Here is a 26326-nt window from a genome sequence, read left to right as displayed (position 1 = left end):
GCGCGGGGGCGGTCGCCGGGTGCGGGTTCGTCGTGGCCGTCCGCGCCCACGCGGCGGAGCCGCACATCGATGCAGCCCCGCCCCTCTGTGGGCACGGAGCCGCCCGTCTCACAGCGAACCGCGCACCTTCGCCGCCGCCTTGCGGGCCGCCACCAGGACGGGGTCCCAGACCGGGGAGAAGGGTGGGGCGTAGCCGAGGTCCAGGGCCGTCATCTGTTCCGCCGTCATGCCCGTGGTGAGGGCGACCGCCGCGATGTCGACCCGCTTGCCCGCGCCCTCCCGGCCGACGATCTGCACGCCGAGCAGGCGGCCCGTGCGCTGCTCGGCGAGCATCTTGACCGTCATGGGGGAGGCGTTCGGGTAGTAGCCCGCGCGGCTGGTCGACTCGATGGTGACCGACTCGAAGCGCAGGCCCACCCGGTGGGCGTCCTTCTCGCGCAGGCCCGTGCGGGCGATCTCCAGGTCGCAGACTTTGCTGACCGCCGTGCCGACCACGCCCGGGAAGGTGGCGTAGCCGCCGCCGACGTTGGTGCCGATGACCTGGCCGTGCTTGTTGGCGTGGGTGCCGAGCGGGATGTGCCGCTCCTGGCCGGAGACCAGGTCGAGGACCTCGACGCAGTCGCCGCCCGCCCAGATGTTCTCGTGGCCGCGCACCCGCATCGCGCGATCGGTGAGGAGGCCGCCGTGCGGGCCGAGGGGGAGGCCGGCGGCCTTCGCGAGGGTGGTCTCAGGGCTGACGCCGATGCCGAGCACGACCACGTCCGCGGGGAACTCGCGGTCCTGTGTGACCACCGCCCGCACGGCCCCGTCGTCGCCGGTGAGGATCTTCGTGACCTCGGCGTCGTTGACCATCGTGATGCCCAGGCCCTCCATGGCCTCGTGCACCAGGCAGCCCATGTCGGGGTCGAGGGTCGACATGGGTTCGCTGCCGCGGTTGACGACCGTCACCTCGTAGCCGCGGTTGATGAGGGCCTCGGCCATCTCCACACCGATGTAGCCGGCCCCGACGACCACCGCGCGGCGGCCCCGCGTGCCCTCCAGCGTGTCGAGGAGCGCCTGGCCGTCGTCCAGCGTCTGCACACCGTGCACCCCGGCCGCGTCGGCCCCGGGCATGTCGGGCCGGATCGGCCGGGCGCCGGTCGCGATCACGAGCCGGTCGTACGACGTCCAGGACTCCTCGCCGGTGTCGACCTCACGCGCGCGCACCCGCTGCCCGTCGAGGTCCAGTTCCGTCACCTCGGTGCGCAGCCGCAGGCCGATGTCCCGGGCGCGGTGCTCCTCGGGGGTGCGGGCGATGAGCCGGTCCCGGTCGGTGACGTCGCCGCCGACCCAGTAGGGGATGCCGCACGCCGAGTACGACGTGAAGTGGCCCCGTTCGAACGCCACGATCTCCAGCTCGTCGGGGCCCTTCAGGCGGCGCGCCTGCGACGCCGCGGACATGCCCGCGGCGTCGCCGCCGATGACGACCAGTCGCTCCCGTGCACCGCTCATGTTCATGCGAACACGCTACGGGAGCGCGGCATTTCAGTCCTGCCCGCCGGGCTTCGACGAGGGTGCCTCCGGTGCCGGGCGGGCCGTCGGCAGCGGCCCCATCGCGGTCGTCACGGGCGTGGCGGCGGGTGCGGGACGCCGCGGCAGGCGGGGGCGTACGACCCTCACCCACAGCAGGACGATCAGCGCGGCCGCCGCCGCGAACGGCAGCACGGCGCCGATGGCCACCGCGAGCCAGCGCAGCATCGTCACGAACGCGTCCCAGCCGCCCGCGAGCGCGTCCACGAACCCGGGGTCGTCGTCCTTGGCCGCCTTCTTCACCGGGGTCTCCGACAGCGACAGGGTGATGGTGGCCAGGCTGGTGCGGTCCTTCAGGGACTCCTGCCGGGCGAGCAGCGCCTCCAGGTCGGCCTGGCGGGTGCTCAGCTCGCCCTCCAGGGTCACCACGTCGCTGAGCTTGCCGGCCCGGTCCATCAGCTCGCGGATCCGGGCCACGCTGGCACGCTGCGAGGTGATGCGGCTCTGCACGTCCACGACCTGGTCGGTGACGTCCTCGGCCTTCGCGCTGCGGTCGAGCAGCTTGCCGGTGCCCTCCAGTTCGGCGAGGACCTCGTCGTACTTCTCGACGGGCACCCGCAGCACGACCCGGGTGCGCTCATGGCCCTCGGCGTCCCGGGTGGTGGTCTCGTTGCCGACGTAGCCGCCCGCGTTCTCGGTGCCGGTGCGGGCCTGCTCCAAGGCCTTCGGGACGTCCTTGACCTGCACGGTCAGGGAGGCCGTACGGATGATGTGGCCGGCGGTGAGCTTCGGCGGTGCCGTGGCCTTGGCTCCGCTCGCGGTGCCGCCCGGGGCGGCCTCGCCCGAGACGCCCTTGTGGTCCGCCCCGCGGTCGGCGGCGGAGTTGCTGCCGCCCGAGGCGTCGTCCCCGGCGCTGCACCCCGTGAGCGCGAGGCCGGCGGCCAGCAGGAGGGCCACCGGGGCCGGGGCGAGGCGTCGTACGGATCGTCGTGTGCGCATGCGGGCATCCCCCGGGGTCGATTCTGCTGACGCTTCTTCGACGCCCGGACGGGGCCGGACGTTTGGCCCGGGACGGTTCCGATGCGGTCACGGTCGGGACTCGTGAAGGACACCGGGGCGCGGCGACGCCGCCGGTGGGGTCTGAGAGGCTGGGGCCATGCGCGAAGTTCAAGGGCAGGTCGTCGTCATCGGGGCGGGCATCGCGGGGCTGGCCGCCGCGCACCGGCTGCTGGAGCGCGGGGCGCGGGTGACCGTGCTGGAGGCCTCCGGACGGGTCGGCGGCAAGCTGCTGCCCGGGGAGGTCGCGGGTGCGCGCGTGGACCTCGGCGCCGAGTCGATGCTGGCCCGCCGCCTCGAGGCGGTGGCGCTCGCGCGCGAGGTGGGCCTCGCCGACCGCCTCCAGCCCCCGGCCACGGCGACCGCCTCGCTCTGGACCCGCGGCGCCCTGCGTCCCTTCCCCAAGGGGCATGTGATGGGCGTGCCCGGAACTGCGTCCGCCCTGGCCGGTGTGGTCTCCGAGGAGGGCCTCGCCCGCATCGAGCGGGACGCCGAGCTGCCCCGCACCGAGGTCGGCGACGACGTGGCGGTGGGGGAGTACGTGGCGGAGCGCCTCGGCCGCGAGGTCGTCGACCGCCTGCTGGAGCCCATGCTGGGCGGGGTCTACGCGGGCGACGCGTACCGCATCTCCATGCGCTCGGCCGTCCCGCAGCTCTTCCAGGCGGCCCGCACCCACACCTCCCTGACGGAAGGGGTCCGCGAGCTCCAGGCCAAGGCCGCCGTCGCCCAGCAGACCGGCCCGGTCTTCATGGGCATCCGGGGCGGCATCGGCACCCTGCCGCTCGCGGTGGCCGACTCGGTCCGGGCGCGTGGCGGCGAGATCCTGACCCGGACGCCGGTGACGGAGCTGCGCCGCACGCCCGAGGGCGGCTGGCAGGTCCGCTCCGGGGAGCGGGAGTGGCGCGCGGACGCCGTGATCCTCGCCGCCCCGGCCCCTGCCGCCGCCCGGCTGCTGCGCGCCGAGAACCCGGCGGCCGCCGCCGAGCTCGACGGCGTCGAGTACGCCTCCATGGCCCTGATCACCCTCGCCTACCGCCGCGCCGGGACGGCCCTGCCCGACGGCAGCGGCTTCCTCGTGCCGCCGGTCGACGGACACACCATCAAGGCGTCCACCTTCGCCTCGCAGAAATGGGGCTGGATCGCCGACGAGAACCCCGACCTGGTCGTCCTGCGCACCTCCGTCGGACGGTACGGCGAGACGGAGATCCTCCAGCGCGACGACAGCGAGCTGGCCGACGTCTCCCGGCAGGACCTGAAGGCGGCGACCGGCCTCGACGCCACACCCGTCGCCACCCGCGTCACCCGCTGGGACGACGGCCTGCCCCAGTACCCCGTCGGCCACCACGCGCGCGTGTCCCGCATCCGCGAGCACGTCGCCCGCCTCCCCGGCCTCGCCGTCTGCGGTGCCGCGTACGACGGCGTCGGCATCCCGGCCTGCATCGCGAGCGCGTACGCGGCCGTGGACCAGGTCCAGGGCGACCTGCGCGGTGTGGAGCAGCTCACCGCCCACCCGGTGCAGAGCCTGCACGGCGGAGCGGGAGAATGAGGCCATGAGCAACGACGCCCCTACCCCCGAGTCCGGCAGGATCCCGAACAAGGGCAAGCTGGCCAAGGACCTCAACGAGGTCATCCGCTACACGCTCTGGTCCGTCTTCAAGCTGAAGGACGTCCTCCCCGAGGACCGCGCCGGGTACGCCGGAGAGGTCCAGGAGCTGTTCGACCAGCTCGCCGCCAAGGACGTGACGATCCGCGGCACGTACGACGTCTCGGGCCTGCGCGCCGACGCCGACCTCATGATCTGGTGGCACGCGGAGACCAGCGACGCGCTGCAGGAGGCGTACAACCTCTTCCGCCGGACGAAGCTGGGCCGCGCCCTGGAGCCCGTCTGGTCGAACATGGCGCTGCACCGCCCCGCCGAGTTCAACCGCGCGCACATCCCGGCGTTCCTCGCCGACGAGACGCCCCGCGACTACGTGAGCGTCTACCCCTTCGTGCGCTCCTACGACTGGTACCTGCTGCCGGACGAGGACCGCCGCCGCATGCTCGCCGACCACGGCAAGATGGCCCGCGGCTACCCGGACGTGCGCGCCAACACCGTCGCCTCGTTCTCCCTCGGCGACTACGAGTGGATCCTCGCCTTCGAGGCCGACGAGCTGTACCGCATCGTCGATCTCATGCGTCACCTGCGCGCCTCGGAGGCCCGTATGCACGTCCGCGAGGAGGTGCCGTTCTACACGGGCCGCCGCAAGGACATCGCCGAGCTGGTCGCCTCTCTGGCCTGATCAGCGGATGCGTTCGGCGGTCCCGGACCGGTCCGGGGCCGTCGGCTTCGGCTCAGCGTGCGGGGCGCACTGCGCGCGCCGTCCCGGCAGCCGCCCCTCCAGCAGGTAGGCCTCCAGGTGGCCGTTGACGCAGGCGTTCGGGCCGCCCACCAGGCCGTGGGCCCCGGCGTCCCGCTCCGTCACCAGCACCGAACCGGCGAGGCGGTCGCGCAGTTCGAGGGCGCCGTCGTACGGCGTGGCGGCGTCCCGCTCGGCGGCCAGGATCAGCGTCGGCGGCAGCTCGCCCGGCCCGGTGCCGACGTCGAGCGGCCGCTGCCGGGGCGCCTTCCAGTAGGCGCACGGCAGGTTCGTCCACACGTTGTTCCAGGTCTCGAAGGGCGCCACCCGCGCGAGCCGGGTGTTGTCCCGGTCCCACACCCGCCAGTCCGTGGGCCAGGGCGCGTCGTTGCACTCGACGGCGAGGTAGACCGCGCGTGAGTTCTCCGCCTCGGCCGCCGCCTCCGGGTGCTGCGCCGCCTGCTCGACCAGGGGCCGGGGATCGCCCTTGAGGTACGCCGACAGCGCGTGCGCGCGGTGCGGCCACTGGTCGTCGTAGTACCCGGCCTGCAGGAACGCCGACTGCAACTGCCCGGGTCCGACCTTCCCGCCCGCCGGTTCGGCGGCCAGCCTCGCGCTCGCCCGCTCGTAGCTGCGCAGCACCTCCCGCGCGGTGCCGCCCAGCCCGTAGACGTCGTCGTGCCGGGCGATCCACGCCCGGAAGTCCGCCCAGCGGCGCTCGAACGCCGCCGACTGGGCGAGGTTGTTGCGGTACCAGATCCGCCCGGGGCCGGGGTGGACCACCGAGTCGAACACCATCCGCCGTACGTGCGCCGGGAACAGCGTCGCGTACAGGGCACCGAAGTAGGTGCCGTACGACGAGCCCATGAAGGTCAGCCGCTCCTCGCCGAGCGCGGCGCGCAGCACGTCGAGGTCACGGGCGTTGTTCAGCGAGTGGTAGTGCCGCAGCGCGTCGCCGGTCCGCTCGGCGCAGCCGCGCGCGTACGCCCGCGCCTGCGCGACGCGTTCCCGCTTGTACGACTCCGAGGGGCGGGACGGCGCCTGCGAGGGCCCGTCGAAGAACTGCTTCGGGTCCTTGCACGACAGCGGCGCGGAACGGCCTACCCCGCGCGGGGCGTAGCCGACGAGATCGTAGGCGGCCGCGATCCGCTTCCACTCGGGGAGCAGGCCGATGAGCGGGAAGTACAGGCCGGTGGCGCCGGGACCGCCCGGGTTGTGGACGAGGGCGCCCTGCCGGGGGACCTTGTGCTTGCTGTTGTGGGGGTCCTTCCGCGTGGCGCGGGCCCTGCTGACGGAGAGCTCGATCTGCCGGCCGTCGGGGCGGGCGTAGTCCAGCGGGACGCTCACCGTGCCGCACTGCATGCTGCCCGGCAGGTCCTGCGCGTCGGGGCACGGGCCGAAGGCGACACCGGCCGCCTTCGCGCGCGCGGCGGCCACGGCGGTGCCGCGTCGTTCGGCCGCCCCCGTGCGGTCCTCGGTGTCCGGGGCCGCGGTGAGAGTGCTCAACAGCAAGGACCCGGCGGCCGAGTAGAGGAGGGCGGCTCTCATCGCGTATCCCTTCGGTGCACGGTGGCGACGAAAGGGATGTTTCGTCCGGTGCGGGGGGAAGGCAAGCACCGTCCGCCGGTGTCGTGCCCGATGCGCCTGTGCGCCCCCGGTCGGTCAGTCGTGCGGCTCGCGGTGCGCGAACGCGGCCCGCAGCTCCGGTTCGCCGATCGCGCCGACGCCCCGCACGGCCACCGACGTGAGGTACGTGCGGTCGTCGGCGGCGCCGTCGGCGGTCCGGGTCAGCCCGCCGAGCAGCCGCTGTCCGGCCGGGGAGGCCCAGCGCGAGTAGGGGTGGATCTCGACCCGCGCGACGGCCAGGCAGCTCAGGGCCAGGGCCAGGGGCAGCGCGAACCACAGGGCGACCAGGTGCCGCGGCATGTCCGGCGGAGCGGGCGTCAGCAGCGCGGCCGCGCCCAGCCCGAGGACGGCGACGGCCGCGACCCGCACCTGCCGTACGGCCGCCGTGACCGTCGTGCGGGCGCTGTCCGGCACCGCGAGCCCCGCGCGCTCCAGCCCCTCGGCGATCCCGCGCACCGCCTCCGCCGTCGCGGCCGTGGCCCGCACCGGCGCGATCCGGGACTGCCCTTCGGGGCCGATGGCGCCTATCACCGACTGCTCCATCTCGTCCCGCCCGCGCGGGTCGACGACCGTCGCCCAGCCGGTGTGGGCCAGCAGCAGACGGCGCTGGCGCGCCATGGCGACCAGGGTCACGTCGGCGACCCGCCGGGGGCCGCCGGAGAGGAACGCCGCCTCGTACAGCGTGAGTTCACGACCCCGGCCGGTGTCCGCGTCCACGGCCGCGGCCCGAACGGCGGCCAGGCACAGGCGTGTACACGCGGTGCCGGCCACGGCCCAGGCCGCCAGGAGGAAAAGAACCCAGAGCATATGTTGTTTGTATGTGACACCGTCCCGAAAACACCATGCCTCGTTCACAATCCGGACGGAGTGTTGTCGGTACGTGACGTTCCGTTTCCCTCTGGTGGCGTTCTGTAAGTGGGTGGCGGGCATCATGGCCCGGGCGACTAGCCCAGCCGGGTCCTCTGGGCCGTCCGGACGCCGTCGCGGCGGTGCGCCCCGTGGCCGCCGCCCGCCCGATGGGCCATGTTGCTGACCGTCGGGCCGATCGGGCTCCGGACGGACGCGAAGGAGGCCCCGCGGTGGGTGAGCTGTACATCGACGGCGCGTGGACACAGGCGGCGGCCGGCGGGCGCCGGGACGTGATCAACCCCTATGACGCCTCGGTCGTCACCACCGTCGACGAGGCCGACGCCACCGACGTCGACCGCGCCGTGCGCGCCGCCCGGCGCGCCTTCGCCGAGGAGGACTGGGCGAACGCCCCCTCGCGCCGCCGGGCCGACCTCCTGCTGCGCGTCCACGACCTGCTGCTGCGCGACCGGGAGGACATCGCACGCACCGAGACGCTCGACACCGGCAAGACCCTCACCGAGGCCCGGATCGACGTGGAGGACGTGGCCAACGCCTTCCGCTACTACGCCGAACTCGCGGGCAAGGACGGCGGCCGGGTCGTCGACGTCGGCCCGGACGTCCTCAGCCGCGTCGTCTACCAGCCCGTCGGCGTGTGCGCGCTCATCGCCCCCTGGAACTACCCCCTGTTGCAGGCCTCCTGGAAGGTCGCGCCCGCGCTCGCCGCCGGCAACACCTTCGTCCTCAAGCCCAGCGAGACCACCCCGCTCACCACGATCGCCATGATCCGGCTCATCGAGGAGGCCGGCGCCCCGCCCGGCGTCGCCAACCTCGTGCTCGGCTCCGGGGCGACCGTCGGCGCGGCCCTGACCGCCCACCCCGACGTCGACCTGGTCTCCTTCACCGGCGGCCTGAACACCGGACGGGCCATCATGGCCAGTGCCGCCGACGGGCCGCGGAACATCGCCCTGGAACTGGGCGGCAAGAACCCCAACATCGTCTTCGCCGACGCCGACTTCGAGGCCGCCGTCGACTACGCCCTCGACGCGGCCTTCCTGCACTCCGGGCAGGTCTGCTCGGCCGGTTCACGCCTGCTCGTCGAGGACTCCCTGCACGACCGGTTCGTCGAGGCCTATGCAGACCGCGCCCGGGCGATCCGCCTCGGCAACGGCCTCGACGAGGGCACCGAGAGCGGCCCGCTCAGCTCTGCCGAGCACCGCGAGAAGGTCGAGGGCTACATCGCCGTCGCCAAGGAGGAGGGCGCCCGGCTCGTCACCGGAGGCACCCGCCCCGACGACCCCGCCCTCGCCGACGGCTTCTTCCTGCTGCCGACGATCTTCGCCGACTGCGACCGGTCCATGCGCATCGTCCAGGAGGAGGTCTTCGGCCCGGTCGTCACCGTCGAACGCTTCCGCACCGAGGACGAGGCGGTGGAACTCGCCAACGACACTCGCTACGGCCTCGCCGGCGGCGTGTGGACCTCGGATGCGAGCCGCGCCCAGCGCGTGGCCCAGCGACTGCGGCACGGCACCGTGTGGATCAACGACTTCCACCCCTACGTGCCGCAGGCCGAGTGGGGCGGCTTCGGCCGCTCCGGCGTCGGACGCGAACTCGGCCCGACGGGGCTGCGCGAGTACCAGGAGGCCAAGCACATCTACCAGAACCTCGCCCCCGCCCCCTCCGGCTGGTTCAAGGGCTGATCCACGCCACACCGCACGAAAGGCACGGCATGGCCACCACTCCCGCGCACGGCGCCGAGTCCGCCTACGACTACGTCATCGTCGGCGGCGGCACCGCCGGCTGCGTGCTCGCCGCCCGGCTGAGCGAGGACCCCGACTGCCGCGTCTGCGTCATCGAGGGCGGCCCCAGCGACGTGGGCGACGAGCGCATCCTGCGCCTGCGCAACTGGATCAACCTGCTCGGCTCGGAGTTCGACTACGGCTACACCACCGTCGAGCAGCCGCGCGGCAACTCGCACATCCTGCACTCACGGGCCCGTGTGCTCGGCGGCTGCTCCTCGCACAACACGCTGATCAGCTTCCTGCCGCTGCCGCAGGACCTGGACGACTGGGTGAGCCACGGCTGCGCCGGCTGGGACCCGGCGACGATCCTGCCCTACCGCGACCGGCTGCTCACGCAGATCGTCCCGGTGGCCGAGGCCGACCGCAATCCCATCGCCAAGGACTTCGTCACCGCCGCCTCCCGCGCCCTCGGCGTCCCCGTCGTCGACGACTTCAACGCCGAACCCTTCGCCGACGGCGCCGGGTTCTTCTCCCTGGCCTATCAGCCGGAGGGCAACCTGCGCTCCTCCGCGTCCGTCGCCTACCTCCACCCGGTGCTGGACCGGCCCAACCTCACGCTGAAGCTGGAGACCTGGGCCCACCGGCTGATCCCCGACGAGTCGGGCCGGCTGACGCGGGTCGCCGTGCGGGGCGCCGACGGCGAAGCCGCGACCGTGCGCGCCGAGCGCGAACTCCTGCTGTGCGCCGGAGCCATCGACACCCCGCGCCTGCTGCTGCTCTCCGGCATCGGACCGGCCGACGACCTGCGCGCCCTGGGCATCAAGGTGCGGGCCGACCTGCCCGGTGTCGGGGAGAACCTGCTGGACCACCCCGAGTCCGTGATCGTCTGGGAGACCGCGGGACCGCTGCCGCCCAACTCCGCGATGGACTCCGACGCCGGCCTGTTCCTGCGCCGCGACAAGGGCCAGCCGCGCCCCGACCTGATGTTCCACTTCTACCAGGTGCCGTTCACCGTCAACACCGAACGCCTGGGCTACCCCGTACCGCGGCACGGGGTGTGCATGACGCCGAACGTGCCGCGGGCCCGCTCCACCGGCCGCATGTGGCTGCGCAGCAACAACCCCGCCGAGCATCCCGCCCTGGACTTCCGGTACTTCACCGACCCCGGGGGCCATGACGAGCGCACCCTCGTGGACGGGCTGAAGGTGGCCCGCGAGGTCGCGGCGACCGACCCGCTGCGCGACTGGCTCGTCCGCGAGGTCGCGCCCGGCCCGGACGTCGTCTCCGACACCGACCTGTCGGAGTACGGACGCCGTGCGGCCCACACGGTCTACCACCCGGCCGGCACCTGCCGCATGGGCGCCGCTGACGACCCGGCGGCCGTCTGCGACCCCGAGCTGAGACTGCGGGGCTTCGAGGGCGTGCGGATCGTCGACGCGTCGGTGTTCCCGACGATGCCCACCATCAACCCGATGGTGACCGTGCTGCTCGCCGCCGAACGCGCGGCCGACCTGATCACCGCGGGACGGAAGGCGCAGCGGTGACCGGCACGCAGCCTCCCGCTCCGGCGGCCGGCGTCCCCGGCGGCGAGCCGGGCTCCGAGTTCCGCAAGGACATGGGCCCCTGGGCCAACTTCGCCCTCGGCTTCACCTACCTCTCCCCGGTGGTCAGCACCTACACGCTCTTCGGCACCGCGCTCGCCGAGGGCGGACCGCCCATGATCTGGGCGTTCGTGCTCGCCGGCTGCGGCCAGTTCCTGGTCGCGCTGATCTTCGGCGAGGTCGTCGCGCAGTACCCCATCGCCGGCGGCGTCTACCCCTGGGCGCGGCGCCTGTGGGGCAAGCGCTGGGCCTGGATGACCGGCTGGGTGTACATGTGGGCGCTGCTGGTGACCATCACCTCGGTCGCCTACGGCGCCGGGCCCTACATCGCCATCCTCTTCGGCTTCGACCCGACCGTGCACACCACCGTGCTGTGCACGGCCGTGCTCATCGTCGTCGCCATCCTCATCAACTACCTGGGCACCAAGGCCCTGTCGGCGGCCGCCATCATCGGCTTCGCGGGCGAGCTCATCGGCGCCCTCGTCGTGGGCATCTACCTGCTGGCCACCCACCGCCACCACAACATCGGCGTCATCTTCGATACCTACGGCACCGAAGGGAACGGCTCCTATCTGCCGGTCTTCCTCGCCGCTGCCATCATCGGCTTCTACCAGTACTACGGCTTCGAGGCGTGCGGCGACACCGCCGAGGAGGTCGAGCACCCGGGCCGGGTCATCCCCAAGGCGATGCGCCGCACCATCTACATCGGCGGCGCGGCGGCCACGTTCACCTGTATGTCGCTGCTGCTGTCGGTCACCGACTACAACGCGGTCATCTCGGGCGAACAGGCCGACCCGGTGGTGGACGTGCTGTACGACGCCATGGGCGAGACCGGGGCGCGGCTGGTGATGGCCGTGGTGCTGATCTCCTTCCTGTCCTGCACGATCAGCCTCCAGGCGGCGGCCGGGCGGCTCATCTACTCCTACGCCCGTGACGAGATGATCGTCGGGCACCGGCTGCTGCGGCGGTTCGTCCACGCCCGTGCGGTGCCGAGCTGGGCCCTGTTCGTCTCCGCGGCGGTGCCGCTGCTCATCGCCTTCGCCTCACTGGCCTCCGAGGACGCCCTCACCAACATCGTCTCGTTCGCGATCCTCGGCATCTACGGCTCGTTCCAGATGGTGGTCCTGGCCGCACTGCGCGCCCGGCTCAAGGGGTGGCGCCCGGCGGGGGAGTTCACCCTGGGCCGCTGGGGCCTCGCGGTGAACATCGGTGCGCTGGCCTACGGCGTCTTCGCCATCGTCAACATCTGCTGGGCCCGCACCCCGGAGAAGCCCTGGTGGGAGAACTGGATCGTGCTGCTGTGCGGTGCGATCGTGCTGGGCACCGGCCTGCTCTACATGTTCACCACGCACCACTACGGCCGCGGTGACGCCCCGGCGGGCGACGCGGTGCCGGGGAAGGCCGGGGCTTCGGGGCAGGGGTGAGGGGCCCGGGGCACCTCACCCCTCACCGCCGCGACAGCACCCGGCGCGTGGCGCGGGCGAGCCGGTGGGCAGGCCGCGAGGAGCGCGGCGCCGGGCCCGACCGGTCCAGCCACCAATCCCGCAGCTCCCGCCGTGCCCCCGTGTCCCCGGGGCGCCCGGTGGACAGCAGGTGCTCGGCGAAGGTCAGGGCGTCACGCCGGTACCCGGAGGTCATGGGGTGGGTCTGGGCGTAGCCGAGGAACGCCGTGCGGTACCCGTCGCCGAGGATCACCGGCAGCTCGGGCGCGACCTTGGCCACGACGTCCGCCCGCTTCGCGGCGAGCGCCCTCGCCTGTACGCCGATCCGCACCCGGTCGAACCCCTCGGGCACGGGCGTCCCCGCGACCAGCGCCGACAGCAGCGCCGCCTGTGCCAGCGCGAGCCGCTGCCGGGCGCCGTCGACCTCCTCTTGGTGGGGCCGGCCGAAGGCGCCCCGTGTCGCCCCGGCCGCCCCGGTCTCATCGCCCCGCCGCACCGCCCCGGTCTCATCGCCCCGCCGTACCGCCCCGGTCCCGGGCCCGCCGGTGACGCTCCGGGCACCCTCCTGCCGCGCGGCGCCGGCCTCCACGAGCAGCTCTCCGCCGCCGCCCCCGGCCGCTTCCCGCCGTCCGGCCCCGGCGGCCGCGAACAGTTCATCGCCCCGGCGGCCGGGCCCTGTTCCGGCCGCCGCACGCAGTTCCGCCTTCACGCGTTCGACGGCGCCCGCCTCCAGCGCCCGGCGGATCGTGCTCAGCTCGTGCTCCAGCTCCGCCGGTGCCGGGAAGTTCTCGTCCCGTTCCAGCAGGACGCCCGGCGGGCTGACGCGGGAGGCGAGGTCGGTGAGGATGTCGAGGACCGGCCGGGGGACCGGGTGGGCGTGGCTGTCGTGCCAGACGCCGTCGCGCTCGAAGCCGCCGGCGACGTGGACGTAGGCGATGGCCTCCAGGGGCAGCTCGGCGAGGGCCTTGGAGGGGCCTTCGCCGCGGTTGACGTGGTTGGTGTGCAGGTTGGCCACGTCGATGAGGAGACGGACGCCCGTGCGGTCGGCGAGCTCGTACAGGAACTGGCCCTCCGTCATCTCCTCGCCCGGCCAGCCGATCAGCGCGGCGATGTTCTCCACGGCCAGCGGCACCGGCAGCGCGTCCTGCGCGATGCGTACGTTCTCGCACAGGACGTCCAGGGCGTCCCGGGTGCGGGGGACGGGCAGCAGGTGGCCGGCCTCCAGGTGCGGGGAGGCCGTCAGCGGACCGCCCGCCCGAACGAACGCGATGTGCTCGGTGACCAGCGGGGAGCCCAGCGCCTCGGCGCGCTCGGCCAGTGCGGTCAGCCGGCCCGCGTCGGGCCGGTCCGCGCCCCCGAGGCCGAGCGACACGCCGTGCGGCACCACGGTGACCCCGCCCTCGCGCAGCCGCCGCAGCGAGTCGGGCAGGTGCCCGGGGCAGACGTTCTCGGCCACCGCCTCGACCCAGTCGATCCCCGGCATCCGCTCCACGGCGTCCGCGATCTCCGGCCGCCACCCGATGCCCGTCCCCAGTCGCTCCATCGTCCCCTCCTCCACCCGGCCCGTTGCTCGAACGTGAGGGGGGTATGGCCCAGCCGCCCGCCCCCGAACCGCATGCCGCCCTCCTTCAGAGCAACATTTGAGGTTCGGGGCCCCGCGCCCGTCGCCACCGACGGAGGCGCACGGGTCGCGTCCCGCCCCGAGACGCCGTAGACCGGTCCTATGTCCGGAGGCAGCGAGCAGCCCCACCGCGCCGCGCGGAAGCGGGAACCGGAATCCCGGGCCGCCGCCGTCCGCCGGTTGCGGATCGTGGCCGGGGCCCTGCTCGTGGCAGGCGTCACGGCCTACTTCCTGTTGCCGCTGGAGCGCCTCGGCGCCGACCGCCCGTGGCTGGGCTGGCCGCTGTTCGTGCTGTGCCTGGCGCTCGTGGCCGCGCTGCTGCTGCGCCATGTGCGCGACATCGTGCTGGAGAAGCCGCAGGCCCGGTCGGGCATCATGATCTCGCTGCTGATGTGCCTGGCCGTGCTGGTCTTCTCGTCCGGGTACTACGCCCTCGCGCAGCAGCCGGGACAGTTCACCGGCCTGCGCACCCGGGTCGACGCGCTGTACTTCACCGTCGTCACCCTCGCGACCGTCGGCTACGGCGACATCGCCCCGCGCGGGCAGGAGGCCCGGCTGGTGGCAGTCGCCCAGATCCTGTACACGTTCGTCTTCCTCACGGCGGCGGCCACCGCGCTGTCCCGGCGGATGCACGCGGTGGTCGCGGAGCGCGAGAGGCGCCCGCCGCCGCCCTGACCGAGGAGGCGTGCCCTACATCGGGCGGGCCGGGCGGTAGTTGAACACCGACCAGAGGACGAACAGACCGGTCACGATCATGATGATCGACCAGAACGGCTGGTACGGCAGCCAGAGGAAGTTCGCGATCAGCGCCAGGCCGACGACGACCGCGCTCACCACCCGCGCCCAGGCGGCCCCGGTGAACAGGCCGAGCCCGGCCGCCACCACGAGCGCGCCGACGATCACGTGGATCCAGCCCCACGCGGTCAGGTCGAACTCGAACGAGTACTGGCCGAAGCTCGTGTACACCTCGTCGCCGGCGATCGCCGCAATGCCCTGGAGCACCGCGAACAGGCCGTAGACGACCATCAGGATGCCGCCGAGAGCGAGCCCCCCGGCCGCCAGCGGGTCGCCGGAACCGCCCGGGCCGGAGCCGCCGGGCGTCCGGTCATCGGGGGCCGGCGGGGCGGGGGGAGGGGGCGCGGCGCTGGTCATGGCTGCCTCCGGGGGTCGGTTCGGCTGGTAACCCCACTGGAGCATTCGTCCGGGACCGGCGCGCCTGCGGCTACTCCGAACGGGTGGACGCCGCGCGGCCGGGCCCGTGCGGCTCCCGGCGCAGCGCCGGGTGGTCCGCGACCACCGTGCACGAGCCGGGCGCGATCTCCGTGAAGCCCGCGTCGCGCACCAACGGCAGCCCGGCGCCCGTGACTCCGGACCAGCGCGCCGGGTCGGCGGTGCGGACGGCGAGCGGGAAGCCCGCGTCGTGCCAGGCGGCCCGCTCCTCGTCGGACAGCTCCCACCAGGCGAGCTGGGCGGCGTGGCCCGCCTGGGCCATCGCCTTGCCGGCCGACATGCCGAGGTCCGGGTTCAGCCACAGCACGGGGGCGGCCGGGTCCGCGTCCACCGGCGGCTCCGGGTCGTCCAGGTCGGTGCCGGACACCTGGAGCCTGGCCAGGTCCTTGGGCCAGCCGTCCAGCGGGACGGGCGGGAAGACCCGCACCTCGGCCGACTTGCCGGTGACCGTGATGCCGGGCAGCGCCTCGGCCCGCCGCCACTCGGCCCCGCGCGCCCGCCGCACCACCTTGCGGATCCGGGCGTCCTGCCAGTCCCGCATCGCCCCGGCCCACTCGCCCGCACCGGCCGACCGCTCGTCGGCCAGGATCGTCAGCACGGCCCGCGCGGCCGTCTCCAGCGCGTCCGTGCGCGCCGGCGGCTCCGCCTTCTCGATCCGCACGACGAGTGGCAGCACGAACTGAGGCGCCTCGTCGCGCGCCGAAGGCTCGGACCGGAAGGGACTGTCGCTCACGGGCGTCGTCGGGTCTTCACTCACGAATCCCAGTGTGCCAGCCGGAAGATCGTGCAGGATGGCCGCATGCGACCCGACCTGTGCCTGCGGAACGCGGGCCGCCGTTACGGCCTGCGAGGCCGCTGGGTGCTGCGCGGTGTGGACCTGGCGGTGGCTCCGGGCCGGCTCGTCCGCATCGAGGGCGCCAACGGCAGCGGCAAGTCCACCCTGCTGCGGCTGCTCGCCGGCATCGACGCCCCCAGCGAGGGCCGCGTCACCGGCCGTCCTCGCCCTGCTGCTCGCGGCGCTGCTGTCCCTGGTCGCCACCGGCTCACCCGCCCAGGCGGCCGTGCAGGGCCTGGTGACCGGCTCGCGGCAGGGCGAGGTGCCGCTGCCGTTGCTGCCCCTGGCCGGGGCGGCGCTGGTCACGGCCGCGGCGCTGGCCCTGGCCGGAGCGCTGGCCTCCCGCAGATCACCCTGAGCAGGCGGTGCGCTGTGCCTCCTGCCATTCGCAGGCGGGGCAGAGCGTGATGCCCTTGTACGACTCGGGGTGCTCCGTCGGCTCCCGGCACAGCACGCACTCCGCGTACGGCGGACCGTCCGCAAGGGGCGGCCTGGTCGCGTCGATCAGGCAGTAGTCGTCCTCGCTCATACGTCCAGCGTAGGCCCGGGGCGGGCCCTCACAGGTCCCGCTGTTCCAGGGGCTTGGTCGCCGGGCCCTGGATCACCTTGCCGTCCGTGTCGAAACGGGAGCCGTGGCAGGGGCACTCCCAGGCGCGTTCGGCGGCGTTGAAGTCGACCAGGCAGCCCAGGTGGGTGCAGCGGGCGGAGACGGCGTGCAGTCCGCCGTCGTCGTCCCGGTACACCGCGACCCGGTGGCCGTCGGCCCGGACGACCGCGCCCTCGCCGGGCGGCAGGGACTCCACGGGCGGGGAGGGCCGCAGCCGGTCGCCCACGAAGTGTCCGGCGACCTTGGCCTGCGTCTTGAGGAACGTCGGCGCCTCCCGCAGTGCGGGCTTCACGCGGCGCGGGTCGTACAGCCCGCTCCACTCGCACTGCTCGCCCGTGATCTGCGCGCTCAGCAGCCGGCCCGCCATGATGCCGCCGGTCATGCCCCAGCCGCCGAAGCCGGTGGCCACGTAGGCGTGCCGGGTGCCCGGGTGCAGCGGGCCGACCATCGGCACGGTGTCCGTGGGCTCGGTGTCCTGGGTGGCCCACCGGTGGGTGACCTCCAGGTCCGGGAAGTGGCCGGTGGCCCAGGCGGTGAGGCGCTCGAAACGGGCCCGCGGGTCGCTCGTGCCCGGAGTGAAGTGCTCACCAGTGACGATGAGCAGCCGCCGGTCGCCCTCGTGGGGTGCGGTGCGCACCGAGCGGGTGTCCTCGTCGGGCGTGATGAACATGCCGTCCGGGTCCCGGTCCGCCGGGATCGTCCCGGCGACGACCAGCTCGCGGCGCGTGGAGAGGCGGGCGAAGAGCAGGGCCCGGTCGAAGATCGGGTAGTGCGTCGCGACGACGACGTCCCGGGCCCGGACCGTCGCCCCGGTCGTGGTCGACAGCCTGCACGGCTCGCCCTCGTCCAGGCCGAGGACGGTGGTGTCCTCGTAGATGTGCCCGCCGCGTTCGACCAGGTCGGCGGCGAGGGCCAGCAGGTACTTGCGGGGGTGGAACTGGGCCTGCCCGGTGACCTCGACGGCGCCCGCCACCTCGAAGGGCAGCCCGGTCTCCGTGACGAACGAGGCGGGCAGCCCGGCCTCGGCCGCGGCCCGTGCCTCGGCGCGCAGCTCCTCCACGCGGCTCTCGTCGACGGCGTAGGTGTAGGCGCTCCGGGTCTCCCACTCGCAGTCCACGCCCAGCTCCCGGGCGATCCGGGCCGCGTGCTCGATCGCCTCCGACTGCGACCGCGCGTACAGCCGCGCGCCCTCGGGGCCGCGGGTGCGCCGCAGCTTGTCGTAGACGAGCGTGTGCAGGGCGGTGACCTTGGCGGTGGTGTGCCCGGTGACGCCGGCCGCGACCCGTCCGGCCTCCAGTACGGCCACGCTCCGCCCGGCCCGCGTCAGCTCCCACGCCGTGGACAGTCCGGCGATCCCCGCGCCGATCACCGCCACGTCGACCTCCACGTCCTCCGTGAGGGCGGGGTGGCGGCCGTCCGGTGCCGTCTCCAGCCAGTACGAGCTGCTGACCTGCTGCTTCTCGCTCATGGCCGCCGAGTACCCCCGTCCGCCGGCTTCAGTGTCGGACGGTTCGCTCCACAGACCGGGCGGGTCGATCAGGGCCGCTCCAGCAGCCGCTTCCGGCACTCGGCCACGTCGAAGTCGGCCTTCGGGTACCGCGGATCCAGCTCCTCGAAGTGCTCCAGGAGCAGCGTGCTGACCGCCCAGTTGCGGTACCACTTGTGGTCGGCCGGGATCAGGTACCAGGGTGCGTACGAGGTGCCGCAGCGCTCCAGGGCGATCTCGTAGGCCTCCTGGAACGCCGGCCACAGGGCGCGGTCGTCGATGTCGGACGCGGCGAACTTCCAGCGCTTCTCCGGCTTGTCGAGGCGCTTGAGCAGCCGGCGGCGCTGCTCCTCGGAGGACAGGTGCAAGAAGCACTTGATCAGGGTCGTGCCGTCGTCGGCGAGGGAGCGCTCGAAGCGGTTGATCTGCTCGTAGCGCCGGGCGATCTCGGGGGCGGGCGCGAGCTCCCGGACACGGGTGATCAGCACGTCCTCGATGGGGGCACCGCCCGCTCGAGCGAAGTCGAGAGCGGGGGAGGGAGCGGTCGAAGATGCCCAGTTCGCCGCGGATCGGGAGCGCCTGCTCGACCCGCCACAGGAAGGGGTGGGAGCGCTCCTCGGCGGTGGGCGCCCTGAACGCCGTGATACGGCAGCCGGAGGGGTTGAGCAGGCCGATGACGTGCTTGACCGTGCCGCCCTTGCCGCTGGTGTCCATGCCCTGCAGCACCAGCAGCACGCGGCGCCGGTCGCCCTTGGTGCTGGCCGCCCACAGCCGTTCCTGGAGGACGGCGAGGCGCTCGCCGGTCCGGGCCGTGGCGGCCTTGCCCGCCGCCTTGCCGTGCGGGCCGGCGGGGGTGCCGGCGGCGTCGTGCCGGGCCAGGTCGACCGGCTCACCGGTGGGCAGGCGCAGCCGCTCCCGCAGCGAGGTGCTGTCCTTGTGGGTCACCGGGGCCCCCTTCGCGGGTGAGTGCCTCGACGGTCCGGGCGGGGCGCCGGGCTTCGCACCCGCCGCCCCGGCCGGGCGGAGCGCCGGCTAGCGGCGCCAGGGGCCCGTCACCGCGAACGTGGTGCCGGGCCGGTAGCAGTTGACATACATCGTGTCGCCGTCCGGGGAGAAGGTCACCCCGGCGAACTCACCCCACTCGGGCTGCTGCTCGGTGCCGCCCGCCGCGTCAGCGGCTGATGTGATCGCCTGCCGGTTGCGCGCCATCGCGTAGACCTCGCCGCGCCGGGTGACCCCGTAGACGTGCTGGGCGCCTTCGCCGTCCTCGCAGACCATGAGACCGCCGCTCGGCGCCAGGCAGATGTTGTCCGGCGACTCGCCCGGCAGCTGCACATCGGTGGCCGGGCCGAAGACGATGACCAGGGTGAGCCGGCGGCGCTCCGGGTCGTAGCGCCAGACCTGCCCGAAGTGGTCGGCGGCCGAACCGTCCGACCGGCGGGCGAAGGAGGACACGAAGTACACCGAACGGCCGCCCCAGTAGCAGCCCTCCAGCTTCTGCGCGTGCGTGATGCCCTTGCGGCCGAAGTCCTGGAACCGGATCGGCGTCTGCGCGGCCTGCGGGTCCGGGACGTCGGCCCACTCGATTTTGTCGAACTCGGCGCCGACGTCCTGGATGGAGGACAGGTCCGGCACCCCGGGCACGCGCATGGCCTGGAGCCGGCCCCCCGCGCGCAGCGAACCCCTGCCGCCCAGCGGCCGGTCCGGGAGGAAGCGGTAGAAGAGGCCGAAGGGCTTCTCGAAGGCGTCCTCGGTCTCGTAGACCACGCCCCGCCGCGGGTCGACCGCGATCGCCTCGTGTGCGAAGCGGCCCATCGCGGTCAGCGGCACGGCCCCGGTGCGGTGCGGGTCGGCCGGGTCGACCTCGAAGATGAAGCCGTGGTCCTTGGTGTAGCCGTTGGTCCCGGCCTTGTCCTCGGTCTCCTCACAGGTCAGCCAGGTGTCCCAAGGGGTGGGGCCGCCCGCGCAGTTCACCGCCGTACCGGCGATCGCGACGCGTTCCGACAGGACCCGGTTGTGGGAGTCCACCGTCAGGGCCGTACAGCCGCCCTTGCCGGCCGGGTCGTAGGTGAGGCCCTCGACGGCCGGGACCGGGACCTTGCCGTCGGCGCGGTTCTCGTGGTTGCGGACCAGGTGGACCCGGCCGCCTCTGCCTCCGAAGGCCGCCATGCCGTCGTGGTTGGAGGGCACCCGGCCCTCTCCGGACCGGAGTTCGTCCCCCTCGCGGGAGAGGATCCGGTAGCGGAAACCTTCCGGCAGGTCCAGGACGCCCTTCGGGTCGGGGACGAGCGGGCCGTAGCCGGTGCGGCCGAGGCCCTGTGCGGACGCGGTGCCGGCGAAGAGTTCGGACAGGGCACCGGAGAACGCGATCCCGAGGCCCAGGGCGCCCGTTCCGGCGAGCATCTGACGTCGTGTCGCGGAGTGACCGGATGCGGTCATGGGGAAACCTTCCTGCTGGCGGACAGGAACTGTGATCCCGCTGTGTCTATCACCTGGTGCGGGCGGCGGGAACCACGCGCGTAGCACGGGTCACTGCTCTACGGCGCGCCGCAGCTGCTCCATGGCCTCTTCGGCCTGTTCCATGCGGTCGACGGCGCCCTCCGCGATCTCCGCCTGTTCCGCCGCCTCGGCGTGTCCCGGGGCCTGCGCCGCGGGCTGCTGGCCCCGCTCCAGGAACCGCAGGAGTTCCACCGGAATGGGCAGGACCAGCGTGGAGTTCTTCTCCGCCGCCACCGCCATGACGGTCTGCAGCAGCCGGAGCTGGAGGGCCGAGGGCGTGTCGGCCATCTGGTGGGCGGCCTGGGCCAGCTTCTTGGAGGCCTGGTACTCGGCGTCGGCGTTGATCAGCCGGGCCCGCCGCTCCCGGTCGGCCTCGGCCTGGCGGGCCATGGAGCGCTTCATGGTGTCCGGCAGGGAGACGTCCTTGATCTCCACGCGGTCGATGGTCACGCCCCACTCCACGGCCGGGCTGTCGATCATCAGCTCCAGGCCCTGGTTGAGCTTCTCCCGGTTGGACAGCAGGTCGTCCAGCTCGCTCTTGCCGATGATCGAGCGCAGCGAGGTCTGGGCCATCTGCGAGACGGCGAAGCGGTAGTCCTCGACGTTGACGATCGCGGCCGCGGGGTCCACGACCTTGAAGTACACCACCGCGTCGACCCGCACCGTCACGTTGTCGCGGGTGATGCCCTCCTGGGCCGGGATCGGCATGGTCACGATCTGCAGGTTGACCTTCCGCATCCGGTCCACCGCGGGGACCACGAGGTTGAACCCGGGCCGCCGCACGTCCCCGTGCAGGCGCCCGAGCCGGAAGACGACCCCGCGCTCGTACTGCTTGACGACCCGCGCCGCGGAGACCACGTACACCAGCGCGCCGGCCCCGACGGCGGCCACCACGCCGACCAGCTCTTCGACCATGCCGACCTCCCGGTTCAGAGGTCCGAATCCGTCTGCTCATGTAACGATATGCCCGGAATGGCACGCGGGGCCATGCCCCGGGACCCGGGCCGGAACGGGGGCGGACGCACGTGGTCCGGGGCGCGCGGGATGCGCGCCCCGGACCAGGGCCTGGGCGATTCCGGTCGGGCGGCTAGGCGGTGACCTTCTCCGCCGGGGCCTCCTCGGGCTCCGTGACCTTCACAGGCTCCGTGCCCGTCGCGCTGTGGCGTGCGGCCCAGTTCTCCAGGGCCGTACGGCAGGCGTGGTCGAGGTGGTGCAGGCCGGAGAGGTCCAGCTCGACCGGGCGGTCCTGCGGCAGGCTCTCCAGGCTGTCGAGGATCTTCGGCAGGCGCAGGAAGGTCGCGTTGCCGGACAGGTACGCCTGGATCGGGCCGGCGCCCTTGTCGATGATCTCCATCTTGACGTGCGAGGCCTCCCAGGCGGTCTTGACGACCGACAGGGCCAGACCGATGAGCACGCCCTCGAACATGTTCACCGCGACGATCGACACGGCCGTGACGACCAGGATGAGCGCCTCACCCTTGTGGGTCCGCCACAGCGCCGTGATCTGGCCGAACGGGATCAGCTTCCAGCCGGCGTGCACGAGGATGCCGGCGAGGGCGGGGATCGGGATCAGGGCCAGGGCCCACGGCATCGCGGCGGCGAACAGCAGCAGCCACACGCCGTGCAGCACCCGGGAGGCCTTGGTCTTGGCGCCCGCGTTGACGTTGGCGGAGCTGCGCACGATGACGGCGGTCATCGGCAGCGCGCCGAGCAGGCCGCACAGGGTGTTGCCCGCGCCCTGGGCGATCATCTCCTTGTTGTACTCGGTGCGCGGACCGTCGTGCAGCCGGTCCACGGCGGCCGCGCTGAACAGGCTCTCCGCGGAGGCGATCAGTGCGAAGGCGATGATGGTGCCCCAGATGGCCGGGTTCGCCAGTTCGCCGAAGGCCTCGGCCCCGGGCGGCTGGATGACGCCGAGCAGACCCTCCACCTGGACGGTGGCGACCGGCAGGCTGAAGGCGAGCGTGGCGACCGTGGCCAGGACGACCGCTGCGAGGGCGCCGGGCACGGTCTGGACCGCCTTCGGCATCTTCTTCCAGAGCACGATGACGGCGATGGTGCCCGCGCCGATCGCGAGGGACGTCAGGGCCTTGGTGCTGCCGAGCGTGTCGGCGAACATCCCGGGCAGGCCGGCGATCTTGCCGAGCCCGGACTCCGGTGCCTTCAGGCCCGCCGCCGCGTAGATCTGCCCGGCGATGATCACCAGTCCGATGCCGCAGAGCATGCCCTCGACGACGGAGACGGATATCGCCCGGAACCAGCGGCCGATCCCCAGGAAGCCCATGGCGAGCTGGAGCAGGCCGGCGAGCAGCACGATCACGCCGAGCGTGGCCACGCCGAACTGGCTGACGGCCTCGAAGACCAGCACGGTGAGTCCGGCGGCGGGGCCGGACACCTGGAGGCTGCTGCCGCGCATCAGCCCGGTGACGAGCCCGCCGACGATGCCGGTGATGAGACCCAGCTCCGCGGGGACGCCGGAGGCGACCGCCACGCCGACGCACAGCGGGACCGCGACCAGGAAGACGACGATCGAGGCGAGGAAGTCCTGCTTCAGGTAAGGGAACTTGGTCATGGTGCCCCTCACAGCTTCTCGAAGGTGTCGGTGTCCGCGCGGTGTTCGCGCACGGTCCCGGTGTGGACCTCGTAGAACCAGGCGCGCAGGCCGAGCCGGCCCTCCGCCAGCCGGCGCTCGACGCAGGGGTAGGACCGCAGCCGGAGCACCTGGGTGAGGGCGTGGTTCTGCACGGCCTCGGTGACGGTCGGGTCGGCCGGGTCCGAGCACGCGGGCTCGTCGGCCGCGCGGGCGAGCCAGTCGCGCACCGCCGGTACGGCGGCGAGGTCGTCGCCGCGAACCACCGCGCCCACGGCGCCGCAGTGCGAGTGGCCGCAGACCACGATCTCCTTGACGCCGAGGACCTCCACGGCGTACTCGATCGTGGCCGCCTCCGAGGTGGGGTGCTCGAAGGAGTGCGGGGGGACGACGTTGCCCGCGGTGCGCAGCTCGAAGAGCTCGCCGGGACGGGCGCCCGTGATCAGGGCCGGTACGACCCTGGAGTCGGAGCAGGTGATGAACAGGACGTCGGGGGACTGGCCCTCGGCGAGGTGGGCGAACTCCTCAGGGCGCTGTCCGAAGGTGCGGGCGTTGTCGATGAGGGGTTGCATGAGTGTGGTGACTCCTCCTGGCGCGCAGTGGGGGCGCGTCGGACGGGCATGACGGGGTGGGGGGAACTGCGTTGCCGCTCAGCAGCGGAAGACCTGCAGTGCTGCCGGGGTGTGCGACGCCGAGGATCTCGACGCGCGGTGATGCGCGGCGCCCGGTCCGGCCGGTTCCTGTGCCGTCGGCTGGATGTGCCGCCGCACGGGCCGCTCGGGCGCCGAGGGCGCCGAGTCGGCGGTGTGGGACCGGTCGCGGGTCCGCAGGGGACCGGTCGGGTCCCCGTGGTGTCCGGCACGACAGCCGGCCATCTCGTCGCGCAGGGCCTTCCCGGGAGACTTGTGCCCGGGACGCGAGGACTTGCCGGAAGGCTTGGTTCCGGCCTGAGCGTTGGCCTCGGCTTGGCTCTGCGTGTGCGCGGATGCGAAGGACGCGGTCGGTGCGAAGAACTGAAGGGCGAGCAGGACGGCGGCGAGGAGCGAAACCACGGTCCGTGCCGTCGTACCTCGGTACATGCGCCTCCCTTCAGGTGCTTCACACGTCTAGCGCGGACCAACGGTTGGTCAACGGCTGGTCAAGAAACACGTTAACCCTGCAAGGTCGTTTGCAGGGTTAACTTAACGTTTCAAGCTGAAGAGAGCCTGAAAACCGTAGGTGGGCTGGCTTGAACAGGCCCTCCCTACCGGGCGGTTGGCACGGTATTGGGGTTGTCGTTACCGGTGGTTCGCCAGCTTGGCCGCGTCGCGGGCGAGAGCCGTGAGCCGGGAGATGGCCCGGAAGTACTTCTTGCGGTAGCCGCCGTTCAGCATCTCGTCGCTGAACAGCTGGTCGAAGGGCAGGCCGGAGGCCAGCACGGGCACCTCGCGGTCGTACAGCCGGTCCGCCAGGACGACCAGCCTGAGGGCCGTCGACTGGTCGGGAACCGGCCGCACACCGGTGAGGCACACGGCCCTGATCCCGTCGGTCAGAGCGCCGTACCGGCTGGGGTGGACGCGCGCCAGGTGCTCCAGGAGGGGCGAGAACGCGTCGAGGGAGGCGCCCTCGGTCGCGTGCGCCACGCGGGTCACCTCGTCGTCGGAGTGGGGCGGCGGCGCCTCGGGCAGACCGCGGTGGCGGTAGTCCTCGCCGTCGATGCGCAGGGCCCGGAAGTGGGCCGACAGGCCCTGGATCTCGCGCAGGAAGTCGGCCGCGGCGAACCGGCCCTCGCCGAGCTTGCCGGGCAGCGTGTTGGAGGTGGCGGCGAGGGCCACGCCCGCGTCGACCAGCTTGCCGAGCAGGGTGGACACCAGCACGGTGTCGCCCGGGTCGTCGAGCTCGAACTCGTCGATGCACAGCAGGCGGTGACCGGACAGCGTCCGGACGGTCTGCTGGAACCCGAGGGCGCCGACCAGGTTGGTCAGCTCCACGAACGTGCCGAACGCCTTCAGCCCGGGCTCGGCCGGGGTGGCGTGCCACAGGGACGCCAGCAGGTGGGTCTTGCCCACGCCGTAGCCGCCGTCGAGGTAGACGCCGCGCGGGCCGGCGGGGGCCTTCTTCGGTGCCCTGCCGAAACCGAAGAGCCGCCGCTTGCCGGAGCCTTCGGCCGCGCCGAGGCCCGCAGCGAAACCCTCCAGGACCCGGACCGCCTCGGTCTGGCTGGGCTGGTTCGGGTCGGGGATGTACGTGCTGAAGCGGACCGAGTCGAACCGCGGCGGCGGCACCATCTCGGCGACCAGCCGGTCCGCGGGGACATGCGGCTCACGGGCGCACAGGGACAGCGGGGCCGGGTCGGTTATGGGGCCGCTTCCGGAGGGGGCCAGGGGAGAAGACACGGTTCACCATGCTACGGCGCGTGGAACACTGCACGGCATGCGACGTCTGTTCCCTGTGACCGATGAAACAGCAGCTCCGGCGCCGGGTGGTGCGTCCGGTGGGGGCGCCGGGCGGGAGTGGAGCCTGGACGATCTGGCCGCCGCGTACGCCTATCCCGAGCCGGGGCCCGGGGGCCCGGCGCCGTGGCTGCGCGCCAACATGGTGTCCACGCTGGACGGGGCCGCCCAGCACGACGGCCGTTCGCAGCCCATCTCCAGCGCCACCGACATGCGCATCTTCGGCACGCTGCGGGCGCTCGCGGACGTCGTGGTCGTCGGCGCGGAGACGGTACGCAAGGAGGGGTACCGGCCGGCCCGCGCGCGCGAGGACTTCGCGGCGAGGCGGGAGGCGGCCGGGCAGCCGCCCGCACCCGCGATCGCCGTGGTCACCGCCGGCCTCGACCTGGACTTCTCGCTGCCGCTGTTCACCTCGCCCCTGGTGCCCACCCTGATCCTCACGGGCGCCTCGGCCGACCCGGACCGGGTCGCCACCGCCGAGCGGGCGGGCGCCCGGGTGGTGACCGCCGGAGACGGCATCGGCGTGGACCCCGCCCGTGCCGTCCGGGCCCTCGCCGACCTCGGCCACACCCGGCTGCTCACCGAGGGCGGCCCGCGGCTGCTCGGGCAGATCGTCGCGGCCGGCGTGCTCGACGAGCTGTGCCTGACCGTCGCCCCGATGCTCACGGCGGGCGAGGCGCAGCGCATCGCCGGGGGGCCCGCGGTCACGGTCCCGCACCGTTTCGGGCTGGTGTCGATGCTGGAGGAGGACGGCTTCCTGTTCACGCGGTACGGGCGGACCCGGCCGGCGTACTGAAACGCCGGGGCGGGGGTAGAAGGTGCCGGCGGCCGGGAAGGCCGGCCGGCCGGTACGTCCGGAAGCGGT

The 26326-nt window shown here is 73.3% G+C and carries 22 protein-coding genes and 3 pseudogenes; 9 read left to right on the top strand and 16 right to left on the bottom strand.

Going from position 1 to position 26326, the window contains the following annotated elements; all coding sequences use genetic code 11:
- Positions 1 to 108: 108 nt before the first annotated feature.
- Positions 109 to 1497 carry an FAD-dependent oxidoreductase gene (locus tag OO68_RS04855; protein ID WP_033306817.1) on the bottom strand — a complete coding sequence of 463 codons (1389 nt, stop codon included), beginning with the start codon at positions 1495 to 1497 and terminating at the stop codon, positions 109 to 111.
- A gap of 27 nt (positions 1498 to 1524) precedes the next feature.
- Positions 1525 to 2508, bottom strand: a complete 984-nt coding sequence (locus OO68_RS04850; protein ID WP_033306816.1) for a DUF4349 domain-containing protein — start codon at positions 2506 to 2508, stop codon at positions 1525 to 1527.
- Between the two features lie 157 nt (positions 2509 to 2665).
- Here OO68_RS04850 and hemG point away from each other — a divergent pair, with 157 nt between their 5' ends.
- On the top strand, positions 2666 to 4111 hold the full coding sequence (hemG, locus tag OO68_RS04845) for a protoporphyrinogen oxidase (RefSeq protein ID WP_033306815.1): 1446 nt from the start codon (positions 2666 to 2668) through the stop codon (positions 4109 to 4111).
- A gap of 4 nt (positions 4112 to 4115) precedes the next feature.
- A complete protein-coding gene (gene hemQ / locus OO68_RS04840; RefSeq protein ID WP_033306814.1) occupies positions 4116 to 4847 on the top strand; it encodes a hydrogen peroxide-dependent heme synthase in 732 nt (243 codons plus the stop codon).
- Here the strand turns inward: hemQ and OO68_RS04835 are convergent, their stop codons facing one another.
- Positions 4848 to 6452, bottom strand: a complete 1605-nt coding sequence (locus tag OO68_RS04835; RefSeq protein ID WP_033306813.1) for an alpha/beta hydrolase — start codon at positions 6450 to 6452, stop codon at positions 4848 to 4850.
- A 114-nt stretch (positions 6453 to 6566) separates the two neighbouring features.
- Entirely contained in the window at positions 6567 to 7337 is a 771-nt protein-coding gene (locus OO68_RS04830) for a TIGR04222 domain-containing membrane protein (protein ID WP_033306812.1), read from the bottom strand.
- 272 nt (positions 7338 to 7609) lie between these two features.
- Between OO68_RS04830 and OO68_RS04825 the strand changes: the two genes are divergently transcribed.
- Genes OO68_RS04825 through OO68_RS04815 form a run of 3 tightly spaced genes read left to right on the top strand, consistent with a single transcriptional unit; the run spans position 7610 to position 12143 of the window.
- Entirely contained in the window at positions 7610 to 9076 is a 1467-nt protein-coding gene (locus OO68_RS04825; protein WP_033306811.1) for an aldehyde dehydrogenase family protein, read from the top strand.
- A gap of 29 nt (positions 9077 to 9105) precedes the next feature.
- Positions 9106 to 10662, top strand: coding sequence for a GMC family oxidoreductase (locus tag OO68_RS04820; protein WP_033306810.1), 1557 nt, complete (start codon positions 9106 to 9108; stop codon positions 10660 to 10662).
- Complete coding sequence (locus tag OO68_RS04815) at positions 10659 to 12143, top strand: APC family permease (protein ID WP_033306809.1); 1485 nt, start codon at positions 10659 to 10661, stop codon at positions 12141 to 12143. Before OO68_RS04820 ends, OO68_RS04815 begins: the two co-directional genes overlap by 4 nt.
- Positions 12144 to 12165: 22 nt before the next feature.
- Here the strand turns inward: OO68_RS04815 and OO68_RS04810 are convergent, their stop codons facing one another.
- Entirely contained in the window at positions 12166 to 13704 is a 1539-nt protein-coding gene (locus OO68_RS04810) for an MbnB/TglH/ChrH family RiPP precursor modification enzyme (protein ID WP_033306808.1), read from the bottom strand.
- A gap of 180 nt (positions 13705 to 13884) precedes the next feature.
- Between OO68_RS04810 and OO68_RS04805 the strand changes: the two genes are divergently transcribed.
- Positions 13885 to 14457, top strand: a complete 573-nt coding sequence (locus OO68_RS04805; RefSeq protein WP_078625165.1) for a potassium channel family protein — start codon at positions 13885 to 13887, stop codon at positions 14455 to 14457.
- 15 nt (positions 14458 to 14472) lie between these two features.
- On the opposite strand, the gene OO68_RS04800 is transcribed toward OO68_RS04805, so the two are convergent.
- On the bottom strand, positions 14473 to 14934 hold the full coding sequence (locus tag OO68_RS04800; RefSeq protein WP_033306807.1) for a DUF7144 family membrane protein: 462 nt from the start codon (positions 14932 to 14934) through the stop codon (positions 14473 to 14475).
- A 70-nt stretch (positions 14935 to 15004) separates the two neighbouring features.
- The gene (locus OO68_RS04795) at positions 15005 to 15769 is read right to left on the bottom strand and encodes an aminoacyl-tRNA hydrolase (RefSeq protein WP_051814418.1); all 765 of its coding nucleotides are present in this window, start codon (positions 15767 to 15769) and stop codon (positions 15005 to 15007) included.
- A gap of 42 nt (positions 15770 to 15811) precedes the next feature.
- Here OO68_RS04795 and OO68_RS43730 point away from each other — a divergent pair.
- Both OO68_RS43730 and OO68_RS04790 read left to right on the top strand, forming a co-directional pair.
- Positions 15812 to 16021: pseudogene (locus OO68_RS43730) on the top strand (ABC transporter ATP-binding protein); the annotation flags it as partial.
- Positions 16005 to 16205 (top strand): annotated as a pseudogene (locus OO68_RS04790) (ABC transporter); the annotation flags it as partial. The pseudogenes OO68_RS43730 and OO68_RS04790, both read left to right, overlap by 17 nt.
- On the opposite strand, the gene OO68_RS04785 reads toward OO68_RS04790, so the two are convergent.
- The 9 genes and pseudogenes from OO68_RS04785 to zapE form a co-directional block, all read right to left on the bottom strand.
- Complete coding sequence (locus OO68_RS04785) at positions 16197 to 16376, bottom strand: hypothetical protein (protein ID WP_033306806.1); 180 nt, start codon at positions 16374 to 16376, stop codon at positions 16197 to 16199. The pseudogene OO68_RS04790 and the gene OO68_RS04785 sit on opposite strands and share 9 nt — an antisense overlap.
- A gap of 28 nt (positions 16377 to 16404) precedes the next feature.
- Positions 16405 to 17922: an FAD-dependent oxidoreductase gene (locus tag OO68_RS04780; protein WP_033306927.1), complete on the bottom strand. Its 1518-nt coding sequence runs from the start codon at positions 17920 to 17922 to the stop codon at positions 16405 to 16407.
- 68 nt (positions 17923 to 17990) lie between these two features.
- Positions 17991 to 18885: pseudogene (locus OO68_RS42090) on the bottom strand (PPK2 family polyphosphate kinase).
- Positions 18886 to 18972: 87 nt separating this feature from the next.
- Positions 18973 to 20379 carry an alkaline phosphatase PhoX gene (locus OO68_RS04770; RefSeq protein ID WP_033306805.1) on the bottom strand — a complete coding sequence of 469 codons (1407 nt, stop codon included), beginning with the start codon at positions 20377 to 20379 and terminating at the stop codon, positions 18973 to 18975.
- Between the two features lie 90 nt (positions 20380 to 20469).
- A complete protein-coding gene (locus tag OO68_RS04765; protein ID WP_033306804.1) occupies positions 20470 to 21354 on the bottom strand; it encodes a slipin family protein in 885 nt (294 codons plus the stop codon).
- Positions 21355 to 21526: 172 nt separating this feature from the next.
- Positions 21527 to 23011 (bottom strand): SulP family inorganic anion transporter, encoded by a 1485-nt coding sequence (locus OO68_RS04760; RefSeq protein ID WP_033306803.1) that lies wholly within the window; start codon positions 23009 to 23011, stop codon positions 21527 to 21529.
- An 8-nt stretch (positions 23012 to 23019) separates the two neighbouring features.
- Complete coding sequence (locus tag OO68_RS04755; RefSeq protein ID WP_033306802.1) at positions 23020 to 23601, bottom strand: carbonic anhydrase; 582 nt, start codon at positions 23599 to 23601, stop codon at positions 23020 to 23022.
- A gap of 78 nt (positions 23602 to 23679) precedes the next feature.
- Entirely contained in the window at positions 23680 to 24108 is a 429-nt protein-coding gene (locus OO68_RS04750) for a hypothetical protein (RefSeq protein ID WP_033306801.1), read from the bottom strand.
- Positions 24109 to 24306: 198 nt separating this feature from the next.
- Positions 24307 to 25404 (bottom strand): cell division protein ZapE, encoded by a 1098-nt coding sequence (zapE, locus tag OO68_RS04745; RefSeq protein WP_033306800.1) that lies wholly within the window; start codon positions 25402 to 25404, stop codon positions 24307 to 24309.
- A gap of 37 nt (positions 25405 to 25441) precedes the next feature.
- Here zapE and OO68_RS04740 point away from each other — a divergent pair, with 37 nt between their 5' ends.
- Positions 25442 to 26257, top strand: coding sequence for a pyrimidine reductase family protein (locus OO68_RS04740; RefSeq protein ID WP_033306799.1), 816 nt, complete (start codon positions 25442 to 25444; stop codon positions 26255 to 26257).
- The last annotated feature ends 69 nt before the right edge of the window (positions 26258 to 26326 follow it).

It is taken from the genome of Streptomyces iakyrus (genome assembly GCF_000717055.1).
Classification (GTDB): Bacteria; Actinomycetota; Actinomycetes; order Streptomycetales; family Streptomycetaceae; genus Streptomyces; species Streptomyces iakyrus.
The sequence above is the reverse complement of the archived record's forward strand: the minus strand, read 5'-3'. Positions and strand labels throughout refer to the sequence as shown.

Coding starts and splice junctions, on each gene's coding strand:
- OO68_RS04855 (WP_033306817.1), bottom strand. CDS start 1,497: ATGAACATGAGCGGTGCACGGGAGCGACTGGTCGTCATCGGCGGCGAC.
- OO68_RS04850 (WP_033306816.1), bottom strand. CDS start 2,508: ATGCGCACACGACGATCCGTACGACGCCTCGCCCCGGCCCCGGTGGCC.
- hemG (WP_033306815.1), top strand. CDS start 2,666: ATGCGCGAAGTTCAAGGGCAGGTCGTCGTCATCGGGGCGGGCATCGCG.
- hemQ (WP_033306814.1), top strand. CDS start 4,116: ATGAGCAACGACGCCCCTACCCCCGAGTCCGGCAGGATCCCGAACAAG.
- OO68_RS04835 (WP_033306813.1), bottom strand. CDS start 6,452: ATGAGAGCCGCCCTCCTCTACTCGGCCGCCGGGTCCTTGCTGTTGAGC.
- OO68_RS04830 (WP_033306812.1), bottom strand. CDS start 7,337: ATGCTCTGGGTTCTTTTCCTCCTGGCGGCCTGGGCCGTGGCCGGCACC.
- OO68_RS04820 (WP_033306810.1), top strand. CDS start 9,106: ATGGCCACCACTCCCGCGCACGGCGCCGAGTCCGCCTACGACTACGTC.
- OO68_RS04810 (WP_033306808.1), bottom strand. CDS start 13,704: ATGGAGCGACTGGGGACGGGCATCGGGTGGCGGCCGGAGATCGCGGAC.
- OO68_RS04805 (WP_078625165.1), top strand. CDS start 13,885: ATGTCCGGAGGCAGCGAGCAGCCCCACCGCGCCGCGCGGAAGCGGGAA.
- OO68_RS04800 (WP_033306807.1), bottom strand. CDS start 14,934: ATGACCAGCGCCGCGCCCCCTCCCCCCGCCCCGCCGGCCCCCGATGAC.
- OO68_RS04785 (WP_033306806.1), bottom strand. CDS start 16,376: ATGAGCGAGGACGACTACTGCCTGATCGACGCGACCAGGCCGCCCCTT.
- OO68_RS04780 (WP_033306927.1), bottom strand. CDS start 17,922: ATGAGCGAGAAGCAGCAGGTCAGCAGCTCGTACTGGCTGGAGACGGCA.
- OO68_RS04770 (WP_033306805.1), bottom strand. CDS start 20,379: ATGACCGCATCCGGTCACTCCGCGACACGACGTCAGATGCTCGCCGGA.
- OO68_RS04765 (WP_033306804.1), bottom strand. CDS start 21,354: ATGGTCGAAGAGCTGGTCGGCGTGGTGGCCGCCGTCGGGGCCGGCGCG.
- OO68_RS04760 (WP_033306803.1), bottom strand. CDS start 23,011: ATGACCAAGTTCCCTTACCTGAAGCAGGACTTCCTCGCCTCGATCGTC.
- OO68_RS04755 (WP_033306802.1), bottom strand. CDS start 23,601: ATGCAACCCCTCATCGACAACGCCCGCACCTTCGGACAGCGCCCTGAG.
- OO68_RS04750 (WP_033306801.1), bottom strand. CDS start 24,108: ATGTACCGAGGTACGACGGCACGGACCGTGGTTTCGCTCCTCGCCGCC.
- OO68_RS04740 (WP_033306799.1), top strand. CDS start 25,442: ATGCGACGTCTGTTCCCTGTGACCGATGAAACAGCAGCTCCGGCGCCG.